The 2,789-nt window shown below is 70.0% G+C and carries 1 protein-coding gene; it reads left to right on the top strand.

The genetic code is table 11. The features are described from left to right. A partial coding sequence (locus AB0C46_RS40640; RefSeq protein ID WP_362834168.1) for a beta-ketoacyl synthase N-terminal-like domain-containing protein occupies positions 1-2,789 on the top strand: 2,789 nt, incomplete at both ends.

Here is a 2,789-nt window from a genome sequence, read left to right on the forward strand (position 1 = left end):
GGTGGGATGGTGTCGGTGGCCCTGCCGTCGTCCGAGGTCCCGGACCTTGTCGAGCCGTGGGGCGGTCGCATTTCGGTTGCGGCGGTCAATGGCCCGACGTCCGTGGTGGTCTCCGGTGATGCGGACGCGCTCGATGAGCTGATGGAGGTGTGCCGCGAGCGCGAGGTGCGTGCGCGTCGCATTGACGTGGATTACGCCTCGCATTCGGCTCATGTGGAGGCGATCCGTGGGGAGTTGCTGGAGGTTTTGGCGCCGGTGGTGCCCAGCACATCCGAGGTGCCGTTCTTTTCGACGGTGACGGGGGAGTGGCTGGACACGGCTCAGATGGATGCCGACTACTGGTACGCGAATCTGCGGGGCACTGTGGAGTTCGCTCCTGCTGTCCAAGCCCTCGCAGCCGCCGGTCATCGGGCGTTCGTGGAGGTCAGCCCGCACCCCGTCCTGACGATGCCGCTGCAGGAGACCGTTGAGGCCGCAGGCGCTGAGGGGGTGGTGGCGGGCACGCTGCGTCGTGGCGAGGGTGGCCTCGCCCGGGTCTACGCCTCGCTGGCTGAGCTGTATGTGCACGGTGTGGACATCGACTGGTCCCCGGCCTTCGCCGCACATCACCCCAAGGTCGTGGACCTGCCCACCTACGCCTTCCAACGCGAGCGGCACTGGATAACGAACACTGCGGCGCCATCGGGCCCGAACGCCGCTGAGCACCCCCTCCCCACCGCAGCCGACGAGCCGGACCGGCCCGCTGCCATCAGGACCGGCAGCCCGGGACCGCAGCGACCGACACTCGCACTCGTACGGGACCACGCTGCCGCGGTGCTGGGCCATCGGGAGCCCTCCGCGCTCCAGGTCGGCTGGACGTTCAAGGACCTGGGCTTTGACTCGGTCACCTCCGTGGAGTTGCGCAACCGGCTGAACCGCGTACTCACGGTACGACTGCCGTCCACGGCGTTGTACAGCCATCCCTCGCCCGCTCGACTGGCCCGGTATATCGACGCCGAACTCCTGGGCGGTACCGACGCCATCGAGCCGGCTCACCGCCCGGTCATCGACCCCGATGAGCCGATTGCCATCGTCGCGATGGCCTGCCGCTACCCCGGTGGCGTCGGGTCTCCCGAAGAGCTGTGGCAGATCCTGCGGGACCGGGTGGACGCGGTGACGCCGTTCCCCACCGACCGCGGCTGGGACACCGACGGGCTGTACGACCCCGACCCCGAACGTTCGGGCACCAGTTACGTACGTGAGGGCGGCTTCCTCGACGCCGCATCCTTCGACGCCGGGTTCTTCGGGATCTCCCCGCGCGAGGCCCTGGCCATGGACCCGCAGCAGCGGCTTCTGCTGGAGACCTCCTGGGAGGCGCTGGAACGGGCCGGCATCGACCCGGCAGGGGTGGGCGGCAGCCGCACCGGTGTCTTCGTCGGTGCCATGGCACCGGAGTACGGCCCCCGTCTGCATCAGGCGGGCCACCAAGTCGAGGGCCATGTTCTGACCGGAACGACCACGAGCGTGGCCTCCGGACGCATCGCCTACACACTCGGTCTCGAAGGGCCGGCCATTACCGTGGACACGGCGTGCTCCTCATCCCTGGTGGCGCTGCATCTCGCGGCACAGGCGCTGCGCACGGGAGAGTGCACACTCGCGCTCGCCGGTGGGGCCACAGTGATGTCCACCCCCGGCATGTTTGTGGAGTTCAGCCGGCAGCGGGGACTTGCGCCGGACGGACGGTGCAAGCCCTTCGCCGCTGCCGCTGACGGAACGGCCTGGGGCGAGGGCGCCGGGATCCTGCTTCTGGAACGCCTGTCGGAGGCCCGGCGCAACGGCCACCCGGTACTGGCACTCATCCGCGGCACCGCCACCAACCAGGACGGGGCCTCCAACGGCCTCAGCGCCCCCAACGGTCCGTCGCAGGAGCGGGTGATCCGCGCCGCGCTCACCACTGCCGGACTGCAGCCGTCCGACGTCGACGCCGTCGAGGCACACGGCACCGGGACGGCGCTTGGCGACCCCATCGAGGCACAGGCGCTGCTCGCCACCTATGGCAGAGACCGCGACGAGGACCGGCCGCTGTGGCTCGGTTCGCTGAAGTCCAACATCGGGCACACCCAGGCTGCGGCGGGTGTCGCCGGGATCATCAAGATGGTGCTCGCCCTGCGGCATGGTGTGCTGCCGGAGACACTGCACCTTGACGCACCGTCATCCCATGTGGACTGGTCGGGGGGCACCGTACGGCTGCTCACCGAGGCCCAGCCGTGGGAGGAGAACGGGCAGGTGCGCCGGGCCGGTGTCTCGTCGTTCGGCATCAGCGGCACCAATGCGCACGTGATCGTGGAAGAGCCACCGGGGGACATCCCGTACGAGCCGGCCGACGACGAGGAGCGGGTCGGGGCCGGCGAGGAAGCGGAGGACGGTGCCGCTGTGCGGGCGGTCGTGCCATGGGTGGTGCACGGCCGGACCCCGGACGCACTGTGTGCCCAGGCAGCTGCGCTCGCTGCCCATCTCGGTTCCCTCCCCGATGCCACACCGTACGACGTGGCGCATTCCCTGCTCACGACTCGTGCGGCACTGGAACACCGGGCAGTGCTCATCGGCGACGACCCTGCCGCGCTGCTCGCGGACCTGCACGCCGTGGCCGAGGGCGCCCCCCACCCCTCTACCGCCACCGGCTCCGTCCCCCCTGCCCCCGGGCCAGGAGCAGTTTTCGTCTTCCCGGGTCAGGGGTCGCAGTGGGTGGGGATGGCGGTGGAGTTGTTGGATTCTTCGCCGGTGTTTGCGGGTCGGTTGGCGGAGTGTGA

The organism is Streptomyces sp. NPDC048637, assembly GCF_040650675.1.
In the GTDB taxonomy this organism is placed as follows: domain Bacteria; phylum Actinomycetota; class Actinomycetes; order Streptomycetales; family Streptomycetaceae; genus Streptomyces.